The sequence below is a fragment of the Prosthecobacter sp. GW821-HT29F12 genome, assembly GCF_058803405.1.
On record NZ_CM179517.1, the window covers coordinates 1,854,388 to 1,868,613 of the forward strand.

General features: G+C 60.7%; 9 protein-coding genes. 3 read left to right on the forward strand and 6 right to left on the reverse strand.

Annotation, left to right across the window (positions count from 1 at the left end):
- Positions 1–24: 24 nt before the first annotated feature.
- Positions 25–1,149 carry an Ldh family oxidoreductase gene (locus AC3RLQ_RS07780; protein ID WP_422320815.1) on the reverse strand — a complete coding sequence of 375 codons (1,125 nt, stop codon included), beginning with the start codon at positions 1,147–1,149 and terminating at the stop codon, positions 25–27.
- 103 nt (positions 1,150–1,252) lie between these two features.
- Complete coding sequence (locus tag AC3RLQ_RS07785; RefSeq protein ID WP_493035903.1) at positions 1,253–1,609, reverse strand: hypothetical protein; 357 nt, start codon at positions 1,607–1,609, stop codon at positions 1,253–1,255.
- Between the two features lie 342 nt (positions 1,610–1,951).
- On the opposite strand from AC3RLQ_RS07785, the gene AC3RLQ_RS07790 reads away from it, so the two are divergent.
- The 3 genes from AC3RLQ_RS07790 (at position 1,952) to AC3RLQ_RS07800 (ending at position 6,840) form a co-directional block, all read left to right on the forward strand.
- On the forward strand, positions 1,952–5,065 hold the full coding sequence (locus AC3RLQ_RS07790) for a DUF3604 domain-containing protein (protein WP_493035905.1): 3,114 nt from the start codon (positions 1,952–1,954) through the stop codon (positions 5,063–5,065).
- Positions 5,066–5,143: 78 nt separating this feature from the next.
- Complete coding sequence (locus tag AC3RLQ_RS07795) at positions 5,144–5,878, forward strand: DUF695 domain-containing protein (RefSeq protein ID WP_493035907.1); 735 nt, start codon at positions 5,144–5,146, stop codon at positions 5,876–5,878.
- Complete coding sequence (locus tag AC3RLQ_RS07800; RefSeq protein ID WP_493035909.1) at positions 5,875–6,840, forward strand: hypothetical protein; 966 nt, start codon at positions 5,875–5,877, stop codon at positions 6,838–6,840. Before AC3RLQ_RS07795 ends, AC3RLQ_RS07800 begins: the two co-directional genes overlap by 4 nt.
- A gap of 42 nt (positions 6,841–6,882) precedes the next feature.
- Here the strand turns inward: AC3RLQ_RS07800 and AC3RLQ_RS07805 are convergent, their stop codons facing one another.
- The 4 genes from AC3RLQ_RS07805 to AC3RLQ_RS07820 form a co-directional block, all read right to left on the reverse strand.
- Entirely contained in the window at positions 6,883–10,011 is a 3,129-nt protein-coding gene (locus tag AC3RLQ_RS07805) for a hypothetical protein (RefSeq protein ID WP_493035910.1), read from the reverse strand.
- A 152-nt stretch (positions 10,012–10,163) separates the two neighbouring features.
- Complete coding sequence (locus AC3RLQ_RS07810; RefSeq protein WP_493035912.1) at positions 10,164–11,051, reverse strand: MBL fold metallo-hydrolase; 888 nt, start codon at positions 11,049–11,051, stop codon at positions 10,164–10,166.
- 179 nt (positions 11,052–11,230) lie between these two features.
- Complete coding sequence (locus AC3RLQ_RS07815) at positions 11,231–12,139, reverse strand: thiamine pyrophosphate-dependent enzyme (RefSeq protein ID WP_493035914.1); 909 nt, start codon at positions 12,137–12,139, stop codon at positions 11,231–11,233.
- A 50-nt stretch (positions 12,140–12,189) separates the two neighbouring features.
- On the reverse strand, positions 12,190–13,977 hold the full coding sequence (locus tag AC3RLQ_RS07820) for a 2-oxoacid:acceptor oxidoreductase subunit alpha (protein WP_493035916.1): 1,788 nt from the start codon (positions 13,975–13,977) through the stop codon (positions 12,190–12,192).
- Positions 13,978–14,226 lie beyond the last annotated feature (249 nt).

Consider the following 14,226-nt stretch of genomic DNA (forward strand, 5'->3'; position numbering starts at 1 on the left):
TAACTTCATGCTGTGGACGTCACCTTACGGCACATCATACGTGCCCAGGGCCGCGACATCGAAGCGGGGCATGCCGGCTTCATCGGCGATCTCGTTGAGGGCTTCGACTTCGGCGGTGCTGAAGAGGAGGCCGCCTGCTTTGGCGGTGTGGGCGGCGTTTTGGGCTTCGGGCTGGCCGGGGAGCATGCAGCTCTCGTTGCCGTGGCCGAGAATGTCGTCGATCACCGCTTTGATGTTCTCATTGAAGTTGCGGCCGTTCGAGAAGAGGCCGGTACTGATGGCGTCCGGATGGATGACCTGGAAGTAGAAGCTGCTGGTGCGCTTTTCGCCGGCTGGGAATGGCTTCCCTTTGATGTCGGGATGGGCACCGCCACCGCGCAGGGTGGGCAGGCCGCCGCCGATCATGCCGCCCATGACTTCGATGAGGAGGGAGAGGCCGTAACCTTTATGCGCGCCGAAGGGGAGCAGCCAGGCGGCTTCATTGGCATCGGTGGTGGGTTTGCCAGCAGCGTCCACGGCAGCGCCGGGAGGGAGTGGCTTGCCTTCACGCTTGAGCTGCTGCACACGGCCCATGGCCACGGTGGAGGTGGCCCAGTCGATGACGATGGGAAAGCCGCAGGCGTCTTGCGTGGGGAGGCCCCAGGAGTGGGGATTAGTGCCCAGCACGGGGAATTTGCCGCCGAAGGGAACGACCTCGCCCAGGGTGGACGTACAATTCGTGTAGGCGATGTAGCCTTTCTTGGCCGCATCCATCACATAGCCGCCGCCCCAGAGGTAGTGGAAGGCGTTGTCCACACTGACCTGTCCGATGCCGTACTTGTCGGCCATTTCCATGCAGCGCTCCATGGCGCTGAAGGCGACGCTCTGGCCGAGCTTGAGCTTGCCGTCCCAGGCTTCGCTGGCGGCGAAGGGCTTCTTGATCACTTCGATCTCTGCGCCCGGCTTGCAGCCGCCAGTGGCGCTGCCGAAGAGGTGATCGAGATGCAGGGCCTTGATGGCATTGTGGGTGCGAATGCCGTGGGCCGAGGCCATTTCGCAAAACCGTGCGCCGTCATCGGCCTCCGCCTGGGTGTAGCCGCGATGCTTGTAGGCGGCGCGAACGAGATCGTTGTGGGCTTCAGTGGGGACGATGTGGTACGTGGTGGGCATGGTTGGCGGATATTGGAGCATCCGCCCGGACACGCAAGAAGCAGAAATAAAGAAGGCTCCGCTCTTGCGAGCGGAGCCTCCGGAAGTCAGGGCTGAGCCAGCCTTATTTGGCGACAGGCTTGAAGACGTCGTGGCAGGCCTTGCAGTTGTTGGCCTTCTTGAATTCGCTGATGCCGGCGGCGTCCTTGGCTTTCACCTTCTGCAGCGCGCCGACCAAGGTTTTGCACTTTTCCACCCAGGCGGCCTTCTCGCCACGTGGCGGTGTGGCGGCGCAGATGGTCTGCACGCATTTGATCAGGGAGTCGAGTTCAGCGTCGGTGGCTTCGCCTTTGCCGACCTTCTTGGCGACGGCGTCTTCGGGTTTCCAATTCTTCTTCATCGCGCCTTTGATGAGGTCGTCTGCCGAAGCGGTGCTGAGGCTGATGGCAAGGCAGAGGAGTGAGAGTGCTGTTTTCTTCATGGGGAGTCTGACGTGTTTTATGATGTGATGTATTTGGAGGAGAAGCCGCAGCGCGCACGGCATTGGAAAAACGCATTCCAAGCAGTTCTTTTACCAAGAACTGAGGGCAATATTTCCAATTCAAGTTTTTTAATTCAGCCACGCGCTTTGAGTCAATGCAGGAATGGCAAGCGGTGCATTCTTCTCCCAAAATGAGAGCAGGGATGTGCCCGTCGCTGTGACTTAGCCCGCAAGCTGCACATGAGACTCCCTCTCATATGCCCCCCTTGGCTTGATGATGCTCTTCTTTAAAACTCGGCGCGAGATTGGTGGTTGGACTGCGTTTTACGCGGCCTCCTGCCCATGAAACTCTTTCTTCTCCCTATCCTGATGCTTGGCGGCATGGCCGCTGCCGCAGACACCGAACTGCTGATCCAGCTGGGTCTGAATGATAAAGAAACCACCGTGTGGGACGGCTCCATCACCGTAAAGCCGGGAGAGGTGCAGGAGGTCAGCGGCTACCGTTTTGAGCAGAAGGACACGATCAAGGGCAAGGACGCGTGGCAGGCCAGCAGCCGCACACCGCAGGGCGCGAATACGAAGGCACGCGGGAACAATCCAAAGAAGATCGGCGCGATGTCCAGGCAACTCGGCCCCATTTTTGAAAACGGGGTGTTTGTGAAACTGAAGGACGTCACGCCGGAAAGCAGCGTGGAGGTCACCACGGTGCAGGGCAAGATCTCCTTCAAGCTGGCGGATGTGAAACCCGGCGAGGCGCTGGATCTGCTGGAGGGCCGTGTGGCGGTGCAGCAGACGGCCTTCAACCTGCGCAAGATGTCGCCGGAGCGCACGGACGATGACTTCCCTGCCCTGGCCGTGGGTGCCACTGGCCATGCCTATCTGGTGTATCAGAGTTTCACGCCGGGTCTGGACCGCGATGAACGCGCGAAGCGCTGGGAGAAGGAGCCGGAGGATTTCGCCTTCCTAGGACAGCCCACGGGCGGTGATCAGCTCTGGCTGCATGTGCGCCAGACCAACAAGTGGGAGGACGAGCGCATCGCCGTGACCGAAGCCGGCAAGGACATCTACAAATCTGCGGTGTCGGTGGATGGCAAAGGCGGCGCATGGATCGTGTGGAGCGAGCGCGTGGACGGGAACTTTGAGATCTTCACGCGTCACTTCAGCGATGGCAAACTCGGCGCGGCGGAAAACCTCTCGAACTCTCCCGGCAATGATCTCTGCCCTGTGATCGCGCATTCCACGAAGAATACTGTGATGGTGGCGTGGATGGCGGCGCATGAGGGCAAGTTTGAGATTCGCACGCGCACGCATGCCGCCGATGTGTGGGCTCCGACGCAGACTGTTTCCAAGAGCAGCGGCAACTGCTGGAATCCCGCGCTCAGCACTGACCCACGCGCCGAGGGTGGCAGCGGGCAGTTTGCGCTGGCTTGGGATACCTATGAGAAGGGCGACTACGACATCTGGCTTGCCATTTTGGAAGCCGATGGCAAGGGCCCATCCAAGCCCATGCCGGTGGCGAACACCGCTCAGTATGAAGCGCGTGCATCCGTGGCGTATGATCATCAGGGCAGCGTGTGGGTGGCCTATGAAAAGAGCGGCGAAACCTGGGGCAAGGACTGGGGCGCGTATGACAGCAATGACGGCATAGGATTGTACCGCAATCGTGAAATCGGCATCGCCGTGTGGGATGGCAAGGCGTGGCAGGAACCGCAGGGAAACATCGCTGAGGCGCTGCCCGGAGCGGTGGCCGCGCGGGGGCAAGGCAAAGGAAAAGGAAAAGGCAAAGGCAAAGGACGCGGCGCGGATGTGACCGCCCCTGCACCGCCGAAATCACCTGAAGTGCCGGATGGACTGGCCTTTGAGCAGCCCGCCGTGCGCAAAGGTGCGCCGGGCGCGCATGCTGAGGCCACGAGTCCGCAGACTTACAACAATCTGGGCCGCCTCATCTGCGATGCCGAAGGGCGCATCTGGCTCATCGCGCGCACGCGCTTGAACAGTTTCCGCAGCCCGCTGGGCAGCAGCTGGGGCAGCGTGGCGGCGTATCTCGACGGTGCCGAGTGGGTGGGCCCCATCACGATTCCGCACAGCGACAACCTGATGTACAATTTCCCTGCTCTCGCGGCCGGACCGAAGAACCTCTTCGTGGCGCACAGCAGCGACCACCGCATGGACCGCATGAACGAATTTAACCGCGCCAAGAATCCGGGCGGCAAGGGCGGTAACGCCTCGCTGGACGCAACCAAGGACCCTTTTGACAACGATGTCTATTTCAGCCGCCTGAGCAGCGTGGGTCAGGTGAAGGCCGCAGTGCTCAAGCCCATCGCGGAAGCTCCGCAGGACAATCCCGCGCCGAGCAAGCGCACGCAGGCCGAGCGCTCTGAGCTCAGCGCCATCCGCAGTTTCCGATCCACCATCGGCGGCACGGAGCGGCAGATCCTGCGCGGTGAATTCCACCGGCATACGGAGATCAGCGGAGACGGCGCGAATGACGGCCCGCTGGAGGACATGTGGCGCTACGCCATTGATGCCGCGTCCATGGACTGGATCGGCAATGGTGACCACGACAACGGCAACGGCCGCGAGTACACCTGGTGGCTGACGCAGAAAACGACGGACGCGTTTTTCCTGCCGAAGGCCTTCACGCCCATGTTCAGCTATGAGCGCAGCGTTGTGTATCCCGAAGGGCACCGCAATGTGGTCTTCGCCCAGCGCGGCGTGCGCACCCTGCCCCGCCTGCCCCTGAGCGATGTGCGCGTGCATGAGCCCGCGCCGGACACGAACATGCTCTACAAGTACCTCAGGAAATTCAACGGCGTCTGCGCCAGCCACACCAGCGTGGGCAGCATGGGCACCGACTGGCGCAACTGGGGCGGCGAGTTTGAACCGATGGTGGAGATCTACCAAGGAGCACGCCAAAACTACGAGTACCCCGGCTGCCCGCGCTGCCCCACGGAGAACGACGCCATCGGCGGCTGGGAGCCCGGCGGCTGGGTGTCTGACGCCTTTGCCAAAGGTTACAAGTTCAGCTTCCAGAGCAGCAGCGATCACGGCAGCACGCACATCAGCTACGCCATGATTTTGGCTGAGGACTACAGCCGCGAGGGCATCCTCAAAGCGATGAAGCAGCGCCACACCTACGGCGCCACGGACAACATCATCGCCGACAGCCGCTGCACCGCCGCAGACGGCAAGGAGCGCATGATGGGAGACGAGTTCGCCGTGAAGGGCGCACCCACGATCACGCTCAAACTTATCGGCACGATGCCGTTTGAAAAAGTGACGCTGATCAAAGACAACGTGGAGATCCCCATGAACGCGCCGAAGGAAAGGGAGATCAATCTCACGTGGACCGATCCGAAGCCTGAGAAGGGCAAGACGAGCTACTACTACTTCCGCGGTGAGCAGACGAATGGCGAACTGGTGTGGGTGTCTCCGATGTGGATCACGCTGGAATGACGAATGGTGTGGTTCTTATGCTCGTCCTCGCTCTTGAACTCGAGGAGCTCAGTCTATAGAATCCACTTTCACAACAGCATGAACGTCTGCCCCGAACATGATTGGGAATCCTATTCTTACAGCACCGACAATGGCCCTGTCATTGTCGGGTTCCATACTGGATCGAACAAGGTGGAGCAGAGTCAGTATCCTGTCTGTGCTCGTGTCTTGATCACCATCAAGACTCCCAATCAAAACGGAGGGCCCTCAAATGAGGAGGCTCAGGTTCTATGGGACATGGAGGATCGCTTGGTTGAACTCCTGAACTCTGAAAGTGTGCCATGCCTGATGCTCGGTCGTTTGACACACAATGGCACAAGGGAGCTGGTTTTTCAGGTTGCCGACTATACCCCATTCCGCCCACCCGTCGGACGTTGGATGGGAGCTCATGACAACTATGAGATCGACGTTTCGGAGCACGATGGCTGGGGCTTTTTCTTTGAGTCCGTATGGCCATCCGAAACTTCATGGATGCTCATTTTTGACCGTCGCGTGGTGGACAATCTTGTGGAGGCAGGCAGTGACCGAACAAAGCCTCATTCGCTGGAGTTTGTCTTTCGTGGTGCCCCTGATGGCCTGAAGCAGATGCAAGCAGTCCTGGCAGCCAAAGACTACTCATTGCTGGAGTTGTCGGCATCAGAATCTCGATTGATCATGGCCTGCAGCATGCCCTTGGATGTCGGGGCGATTTTCAGTGAGAGCCTTTCGCATCGGGAGGAATGCCAACGTTTGAACATTGAGTATGACGGGTGGGGAGCGTCTGTGCAATCATGACCACACACAGCACGAACCACGACCTGAAAAATCTTCAGAGACCAAGACACATCTTAGTACTGGCATTCGCCATTCTGTCATTCCTCTTTCCTCATTTCGCTTTTGGTCACCCCGCTGACCAGAGCGAAATGCGCGTGCGGCCGAAGCCGCATCAGCTGGAGATCCGGCTGACGTTTAACATCCTGACGCTCACGCGGTTTACCGGCATCGACACGGATGGCAACATGAAGATCAGCATGGCGGAACTGACCGCCGCGCAGCCGCGCATTGGCACGTATCTGAACCAGCACATCCATGTGGAGATCAACCGGCAGAAAGGCCTGCTGGGTTCCAGCGTGCGCTTTGAATCACTCTGGCCGGACGCCGCGCAGACGCCGCCGATGACCGAGATCGAATATGCAGCGCGCAATGTGGATGTGACCTTCGTGCAAACCATCGAGGGCAAGGTGCTGGAGGACTTCTGGCTGGGCTTCGAGATCTTCGAGCAGACCGGGCCGATGCAGACGATCCACGGCGTCTTTGAGCAGGACGGGCAGATCGAAGACGTGACCTTCAGCGTGCAGGAGCCGGAGTATCTCTACGACACCGGCTTTGCGGACGACCCCTTTGTGCAGGAGGAGGAAAAGAAGCAGAAGTCCGGCCTCACTGCCGCGCCCGCCGAAGAGATGCCTGCACGACCCGCTGCGACACTCGCCGCCGCATCGAGCTATGCGGCACCGGCGGCTACCGCTCCAGGCAAGCCTGCGGCCACCATCGCATCTGGACCTGCAGGCAACCCTGCGGTCAAGCTCGCCACTCCCATCGAAACCAAAGACACCGCCGCAGCCCCCAGTTCGGAACGCTGGTGGATGGTCCGCGCCTTGGTGATCATGATCATGCTTGTGATCGGGCGCAAACTTCAGCTCAGCGCCCGAGCTCGGCTCGTCAGCAGCCGTCGCCGCCCCCGGCCACGGCCAAGGTAAGCTGCGAGGCAGTTTGAAGCTCTGCGATGCGGGCCGACACCATCAACCGCTCGTGTCCATGACCACTGCGGACGGCGACGGGACTTCGCCACGCAGTTCCGCGATCTGCCCTTTGAGAGTGGCTATCTTTTCCAAGAGGTTCGTTTCGTCGACCGCGGCGCGCTTGATCCGCTCCTCCCATTGAGACGAGCCTTCCTGATTGCCAGCATTTTGACCCTCCTGAAGTGAAGGAAGCGAGGGGCGGATGCGGGCACGGAGCTCAAGTGCACGTGAATTTTGGCGCAGGAAATTCAGACGGCTTTCTTCCCGCTGAAGCTCTTCACGCAGGCGGCTGAGACGGCTGTTTGGCCTGACTTCGCTGAGCAGAGCGCTGCCCGTTTTCATCTCTGAGGACGATGTGGAAGTGGAAGAGTTCACCGTCCTGGCTGATGCAGAACCCTCGGCAGAGGTCTGTCGCGATGGCTCCATTTTGCTGGTCTGGAGGCGCTCCATGATTTGACGCAGAGCGCCGAGTGCCATCAGGATTTCATCCTTCGCGTTGCGAGATTCCGGTGAATCCGCCTCGGCCTGCTGCAGCCGATTCAGGCATAGATCCATCCGCTCTTTCCAGTCCAGCAAGGTGGTGATCTGCGTTTCCCAGCCGCTGAGCTGCTGGCGGAGATCTTTGATCTGAACATTGAGTGCGGCACTTTCCTGATCGTGCAGTTCGCGGGCATCCTTCGACAAGGAACGGAATTCATCATACATCACCCGCTCCTGCTGTGCGGAGGCGGTCAGTATGGCGATTTCCTGGCGGAGTTCTTTTTCCTGCGCAGTCATCTGATCCAGACGCTGGCGGGTCTCGGTCTCCTGATGATTGACGGCGTCGCAGCTCGCGGTCGCGGTGGCAAGCTGCTGGGTGATGTCTTTGAGAGTGGCATCGAGCTGGGTGCGGCGCTGTGAAGCCTCTTCCACCTGACGTCCCAAAATTCCCAAGTGCTGCTCTGCGGCAGCCACGTTGGCCTGCCGGGATGTCAGCGCTTCCAGCGTGACCTTGAGGTCATGCGCCAGCTGCAGTTCCTGCGATGCGGCATCAAGGGCGCTGCGTGTTTCCACGAGCTTTTGCTCCTGGCCGGCCAAGGTGGCACCCGTGGTGGTCAGGTTTTGCTCAGTCACCTGCACTGCCAATTGAAGTTCTGAAAGCTTCGCCGTGGCTGCGGTGATGCCTGCCTGCTGCTCCGCCAGTTCCCTGCGTGCGGCCACGACCGCTGCCGCAGTGGCCTCATGCTCCTGCTGGGCCTGGCGGGCGCCTGCAGTGGAAGCTTCACGTTCCTGTTCGCGCCGTGCGATCTGGGCTTCCACTTCACGCAGGATCATCTCCTGGTTTTGCTGACGCATGAGCAGATTTTCCACTTCATGATTCAAGGCCATGCGGCGCTCTTCGGCCTGCTGGCAGTCATGCATCGCCTGCTGCAGTCGCACAGAGGTGGTGTCGATCTCTGCATGGCGGGATTCCAAACGGATGCCCGCCTCCTCATGCTGCTGGCTGAGACGCTGCAAGGCGATCTCAGTGCTGATGCGCTCCTGACGCATGGCTTCGAGCTTGCCGGACTGCTCCTGAGTCTGGGCCTCCAACTGGTGTGACTGCTGCTCCAGCACGTGGATGTGATCACCTAGGATGGCATCCTGCTCCTGACGTTCCTGCAGGGTTTGATTCAGGGAGGAGAGGCGTTTTTCGGCGGCCTGACAGTCATCCTGGGTGTTTTTCAGACGCTCTTCCGTAGTGGCAAGTTCAGCGCGGCAGGCTTGCAACGCATCTGCGGTGGACTGCCGGGTGTTGACCAGCACGACGATCTCTTCTCCGAGGGCGTGGTGGCGCTGCTCCAGCGCTGCCAGCGAGGTTTCAGTCTCGGCGGTCTGATCCTGCACCTGCTGGCGTTTGACACCAAGATCCGCGATCTCCTGAGTGAGCTGCTGAATCTGCTGAACGGACGCCGCCTCATGCTGCTGATGCTGGGCCACGGCCCGGCCGAGGTCGGCCAGCTGCGTGGTGGCTTCCGTGCACTCATTCAAAGTGATGCCCAGCTTCTCTTCCATGCGGGCGAGTTCGCTGCGACGGGACAGCACGGCCTGCGCGAGGGTCTGCTGGCAGGCGCGCAATTCATCCATTTCTGCCTGACATTTCGTCCGCTGCTGGCGGAGCATGATCAAGGTCTGCTCGTGCTGAACGGCCTCTGACTTGAGTTCACCCAGCGCAGTTGCGGCTGCCACTCGCTGACCCGCCAGCTCTCTGACTGCGTTCTGCAAATCGGCGTGGTTCTGATGGGTCTCCTGCACGGCCTGCCGGGCTTCCTGAAGTCGCGCCCGCTCATCGGCGATGGCGCTGCGCGTGATGTTGAGGGAGGCTTCGCTTTCGCGGCACTGGGCGGTGAGCTGGGTAAAATTCTGCTCCAGGGCCTGATAGCGCGAAGTCAGATCCACGACATGACCGGTGGCCCGGCTGCCGGCTTCTTCCAGATAATTGAGGCGATCTTGTTTGAGCTTGAGGTTGGCCTCCGTCTGCTGGGCGCTCACCTCCAGCCGTGCAATGTTGATCGTCAGCTCCTGCTGGCGCGTCTCATGGCGGACGACCAGTCCGCGCGCCTCGACGATGCGCTCCTGCTGGCGGGTCACTTCATCAATGGCCTTCTGCAGCAGGTCGGAGAGTTCCGAGCTGCGCTCTTCCAGCAAAGCCGACTCCGCCTTCAGCCCTGCAAGCTGCCTGGACGCGGCAGCCACCTGCGCCTCCACCGACTGCTTGTGGTTCTCCCATTCGCTCAACTGCTGCTGCGTCTGCTGCAGCCGACCTTGATCTTGCAGATAGCGGGCATTGATTTCCTGAAGCCGGCTCTGCAGCAGCTCCCGGTGCCCGTTCAGTTTGACCAGCTGCTCGTTCTGGCTGGCCTCAAGACTGAGGAGACGGTTCACTTCCGAAGTCTTCTGTTCATGCAGCCGTGACATCTGCCGCACTTCATGGGTCAGCGCCCGGTGCTGCTCCTGCACGGACTGCAATTCAGAGTGCCAGCGTTCGCAGGTGGCCTGGGCATCAGCGGCGGCGGCATTGAGTTCCACCAATCTCCCGACTGGCATGCCTGACGACTTAGGCGCCTTGGCTTCCCGACTTCCGTCTTTTTCAAAAGCGATGTTGCTCATAAGTAACTTCGTTGCAGCAATTCCTCAACTTACATCAATATTACGGATTGGTTAAGTAGTTTTTTGAAATTCTTTGTACTTAAACGGACCAGTTTGCAAAAAATGCCATTTTTCGGCACGGCTCGGTGCCTGACTGCCGCTCGGTGCAAGCTTTAGCGCCCCTTTTCGCAATATAAGCGGACACCGTCAGCACACATCGAGGTGACGTTGGCGTCTTCACCCTTGCGCCAGAGTTCCTCACTCACACCCGCCTGCATGGCGATTGCATGCTCGGCGAGCGCGTAGTTGCGGCGGTTTTCCTCCACGCTGACGCCCGCCTTGAAATCGGCGGCCACGCGTTCGTAAACCTCGGCAACGCGTTGGCGATAGGTGCTCAGGTGCCATGCCACATCGCTCACCGCGCCAAAGTGCGTCAGGTAGAGCGTCTTGAAATTGGCAGCCAGGAGGCGATCCAAGGACTGCCCATAAGCAACAGCATCAAACTGCGGTGGCGCGGCAGTGACGGAAAGATAGCGGCTGTTTTCCAGCCGCATGCCGGCCACGTCGCCTGCAAAGCAGACGTCCCCGATGATGAAGGCGTGGTGATGCCGCGCATGGCCCGGGGTGTCCCAGGCGATGATTTCAATCTCGCCAAGGCGCACACTTTCCTTGTCCTTCAATGCGACCACGCGTTCCACAGGCACAGGCAGCATGTCGCCCCAGAGCTTGTCCATGAGATCGCCATAGACCATGCGGGCGCTTTCGATGAGCTTGGAAGGATCAACCAAATGCCGCGCGGCATTGGGGTGGCAGTACACCGTGGCCCCCTGCTGCGCGAACCACCCGGCAGCGCCGGCGTGGTCGAGGTGAATGTGAGTGACGAAGACCTTCTTGATGGCGGATTCATCGACTCCGACTTCACGGATCGCGGTGCGCAACGTCTCCAGCGTGGAACCTGGGCCGGCTTCGATCAGTGCGTACTCGCCACCGCTTTCCACGAGGAAGGAAGCGATGAGACCGGGGATGCCGATGAAGCGGAGATCGAGGGTGTGAATGCGCATGGGGGAGAAATCAAGAAGGGCACGATGAGTGCGGCGTCAAGGGGGCGGCGCATGCCTTATCGAAGGCAATGGGCAGCGAAACTGCCGGATCAGACCGATCCGGCAGAAAAGCAGGGACAGTGACAAAAGCGGACCGCTGGATGCTGCAGGCTCGGAGGCCCGCACGTCCAGCGCTGATCCTACCGCATCGCTTCGAAACGCTTCTTCAGCACGTCCTTCTGCGAGACGCCGCCGAGCTTGGACTGCGTGTCGTCGATCCACTTCTGCTCGAGGGCGTTTTTCGTGGGCCGGTTGACCTGGTAGTACACACCGAATTTTCCGGGGGCGAGGTTTTCGGCCATCTGGTAGGCGGCCACGTCGTTGGTGACGTCGTGCTGTGTTTCGTCGATGGTGTCGAAGGTGCCGCCTTTGCGAGGAGTGCTGTCGTCAAACGCACCAGCGTAGAACATGACGCACTCGCTGAGGCACTCCACGACGCTGAAACCATCATGCAGGATGGCGCGCTCAAACATGGCCTCCATGTGCTTCACCTGCGCGGCATGCGTGCGGGCGATGAAGGTGGCGCCGCTGGCGAGGAGCTGGCGCATGGGGTTGATGGGGCGGTCGATGCTGCCGGTGGGGTCGGTCTTGCTCTTGAAGCCGATGGGGCTCGTGGGGCTGGTCTGCTTCTTGGTCAGGCCATAGACGAAGTTGTCCATGATGACGTAGGTGAGCTTGATGTTTTTGCGCGCGGCGTGGTTGAGGTGATTGCCGCCGATGGAGAAGCCGTCGCCGTCACCGCCGAAGACAAAGACGTGCACGTCCGGACGGCTCAGGGAGATGCCGGTGGCCAGCGGCAGCGCACGGCCATGGATGAAATGGATGCCGTGCGTGTTCATGAAATACGGGAAGCGGCTGGAGCAGCCGATGCCAGCTACGCAGACGATGTTTTCATGCGGGTATTGGAGCTTCTCCAGCACGCGGTAGAAGATGTTCAGCACGGCGAAGTCGCCGCAGCCGGGGCACCACGTTGGATGGTCGGCGGTGAGTGCTTTTTTGGTGAGCTTGTCCGTGGCAGGAGCTGCTGGAGTGACGAGGGCGGAGGACATGATGATTTGAAAAATGAAAAGGTTGGAAGTGCTGCGGGTGCGGATCCGGACTAGGCGCTCATGATTTTTTCCACGCCGGTGACGATCTCGCGAATGCGGAAGGCGAGGCCGTCGGTTTTGCACACGGACTGGATGCGTGGGTCCGCGAGGCTGGCGCGCAGCAGGGTGGCCAGCTGGCCGTAGCCGTAGAGGCCGGAGTCGTTCATCTCCACGCAGACGACGTGCTTGAACTTTTTGAAGAGCCCGTCCAGACCGTCCGGCATGGGGTGCAGGTGACGCAGGTGCAGGGCGCCCACTTTGTGGCCTTCGCTGCGCATGCGGTCCACGCTCTCCTTGATGGGGCCGTAGGTGCTGCCCCAGCCGATGACGAGGACGTCGCCGGTCTGGTCGCCATGGATGACGGGCAGCGGGAGTTCCTTGGAAAGCTGCACCAGCTTGTTGCGGCGCTTGGCGGTCATGAGGGTGTGCATCTTGGGGCTGCCGCTCGGGTGGCCCATTTCATCGTGCTCAAGACCGGTGGAGACAGGGTACTTGCCGCCTGCCATCTTGGAGCCGGGAGGTGCGTGCTGCGTGATGGCATCGAGCGGATAAGGCTTGAAGCCCTCGGGGCGGGTGGAGATGTCGAGGGTGGGTTCGACCCAGTGCTTGTCGAGGTCAGGCTCTTCAAAGGCCTCGATGCGGCTGCTCAGGGCCTGATCGCTCAGGATGATGACGGGGCAGGAATATTTCTTGGCCAGCTTGCCAGCCTCCAGGGCGATGTAGAAGCAGTCTTCCACATCCTTTGGTGCCAGCACGATGCGCGGGCTGTCGCCATGGCTGCCGTAGATGGCCTGCATGAGGTCGGACTGCTCCACGCTGGTGGGCAGGCCGGTGGAAGGACCGCCGCGCTGCACGTTCACCACGATGAGGGGGATTTCCGCCATGCTGGCATAGCCCAGTGCCTCCATCTTCAAACTGAGGCCGGGGCCCGAGCTGCCGGTGATGGCGAGGTGCCCGGCAAAGGCGGCACCGATGGTCATGGCCACGGCGGCGAGTTCGTCCTCTGCCTGCACGTAGAGGCCGCCATACTTCGGCAGTTCGACGCGCAGCGTTTCCATGATGGAAGACCATGGGGTGATGGGATAGGCGGAGCCGTAGCGCACGCCTGCTGCGATGAGGCCTAGCGTGAGCATCTGATTGCCATCCGCACTGATGCGGTGAGCGCCATGCGCTTCCCCGGGCACGAAGGCAAATTTTTCGACATCACCCACCTGGTAGGCAAAACCGGCGTCAAAGGCCAGCAGCGCATTGCGCAGCACGCTTTCGTCCTTGCGGCCAAACTGGCGGCTGACGATGCCCACGAGCTTTTCTTTGTCGAGATTGAAGACGGCGCAGACCATGCCGAGCACGAACATGTTCTTGCCGCGGTCACGGGTGGAGCCGCCCACGGCCTCCACGGTGGCGGAGGTGAAGGGCACGCCGATGTGGACGATGCCGCGCTCGTTTTTCACGTCTTCCGGGCCCATGTCCGCGGTGTCGTAGAAGCAGATGCCGCCATCGCGCAGGGCGGAGATGTGGTTTTCGTAGCTGTGCTTGTAAAAGGCCACGAGCACGTCGGCTTCGTCGCCCTCATGCAGCACCTCGCCGGAGCCCAGATGCACCTGGAAGATGGAAGGACCGCCCGAGATGGTGGACGGGATGGTCATGTAGGTCATCACTTCCTGCGCCGTGCGACCGGCCAGACGCGCCAGGAAACCGCCGATGGACTGAATGCCATCCTGAGAATTGCCCGCGAGGCGGATGACGGCGTTGCGCAGAGAGGTGGGAGAAGACGACGAAGGAGCGGAGGCGGTGGACATGGTTGGGGTACGGGCATGCACGCCCGCAGATTGGTTGGCTGAGGAAACGCGATTCTAGAAGGGCTTTTGCAGCCGTCCATGCTGGAGAATGGCTTTTTTCTGCGGTGGCGGGGGCTTAAGACAAGGGCGCGTAAACAGGAGAAGCCGCTGTTGAGGCGGAACTAAGGCAAGAAGAAGCCTGATCGATGACGAGTATCTGCTTGAGGACGAGGGCGCCCCCCCTTCCCCGAGAGCCCGCGGCGGTCTTGC

Excerpts from the sequence above, each read along its gene's own strand:
- AC3RLQ_RS07820 (WP_493035916.1), bottom strand. The coding sequence starts at position 13,977 with ATGTCCACCGCCTCCGCTCCTTCGTCGTCTTCTCCCACCTCTCTGCGC.
- AC3RLQ_RS07815 (WP_493035914.1), bottom strand. The coding sequence starts at position 12,139 with ATGTCCTCCGCCCTCGTCACTCCAGCAGCTCCTGCCACGGACAAGCTC.
- AC3RLQ_RS07780 (WP_422320815.1), bottom strand. The coding sequence starts at position 1,149 with ATGCCCACCACGTACCACATCGTCCCCACTGAAGCCCACAACGATCTC.
- AC3RLQ_RS07810 (WP_493035912.1), bottom strand. The coding sequence starts at position 11,051 with ATGCGCATTCACACCCTCGATCTCCGCTTCATCGGCATCCCCGGTCTC.
- AC3RLQ_RS07785 (WP_493035903.1), bottom strand. The coding sequence starts at position 1,609 with ATGAAGAAAACAGCACTCTCACTCCTCTGCCTTGCCATCAGCCTCAGC.
- AC3RLQ_RS07800 (WP_493035909.1), top strand. The coding sequence starts at position 5,875 with ATGACCACACACAGCACGAACCACGACCTGAAAAATCTTCAGAGACCA.
- AC3RLQ_RS07805 (WP_493035910.1), bottom strand. The coding sequence starts at position 10,011 with ATGAGCAACATCGCTTTTGAAAAAGACGGAAGTCGGGAAGCCAAGGCG.
- AC3RLQ_RS07790 (WP_493035905.1), top strand. The coding sequence starts at position 1,952 with ATGAAACTCTTTCTTCTCCCTATCCTGATGCTTGGCGGCATGGCCGCT.
- AC3RLQ_RS07795 (WP_493035907.1), top strand. The coding sequence starts at position 5,144 with ATGAACGTCTGCCCCGAACATGATTGGGAATCCTATTCTTACAGCACC.